The organism is Mycobacterium sp. 1423905.2, from assembly GCF_001673155.1.
Classification (GTDB): Bacteria; Actinomycetota; Actinomycetes; order Mycobacteriales; family Mycobacteriaceae; genus Mycobacterium.
Genome location: NZ_LZLE01000283.1, coordinates 1 through 801, shown reverse-complemented (window position 1 = coordinate 801; position 801 = coordinate 1). Strand labels below are relative to the sequence as shown.

The window sequence follows — 801 nt, the reverse complement described above, 5'->3', positions numbered from 1 at the left end:
CATTGCAGAGGCGCTGACCGACAATCGGCTCGTCACATTGACCGGTGCCGGCGGTGCGGGTAAGACCCGGTTGGCCGTCCAGGTCGCGGCCAACCGAGCCACCGATTTCGCCGATGGCGTGTGGTACGTCGACTTGGCACCCATAACCGACCCCGACGTGGTACCCGTGACGGCCTCCCGCGCGCTAGGCCTCCTCGACCAACCCGGCCAACCGACAATGAACGTCCTGGTGCGTTTCTTGCGCGACCGTCATACCTTGCTGCTGCTCGACAACTGCGAGCATCTGCTCGACGCCAGTGCCCAACTCATCACCGACCTGCTGGGCACCTGCCCCACCCTGACGCTGCTCGCCACCAGCCGCGAACCGATCGGGGTGCCCGGCGAGGTGAGTTGGCGGGTGCCTTCCCTTTCGCTGACCGATGAAGCGATCGAGTTGTTCAGTGACCGTGCCCGCCGGGCCAAACCTGACTTCCGCATCACTGGCGACCACTTGGCAACCGTGACCGAGATCTGCCGCAGGTTGGACGGGCTACCGCTGGCGATTGAGCTTGCCGCCGCACGAATCCGGGCGCTGTCGCCACGGGAGATCCTCGACAGCCTGCATGACGCGTTTCGTCTGCTGACCGGCGGAGCACGGACGGCGGTGCGCCGACAGCAGACCTTGCGCGCGTCGGTGGACTGGTCGCACGCGATGTTGAGTGATCCGGAGCAGGTTCTGTTCCGACGGGCACGGTCACTGAACAACTCGATCGCTTCATCGGTCAGCGAAAGGGAAGGCACCCGCCAACTCACCTCGCCGGG

The 801-nt window shown here is 65.5% G+C and carries 1 pseudogene; it reads left to right on the top strand.

Annotation, left to right across the window (positions count from 1 at the left end):
- Positions 1 to 801: pseudogene (locus tag A9W95_RS27315) on the top strand (LuxR family transcriptional regulator); the annotation flags it as partial.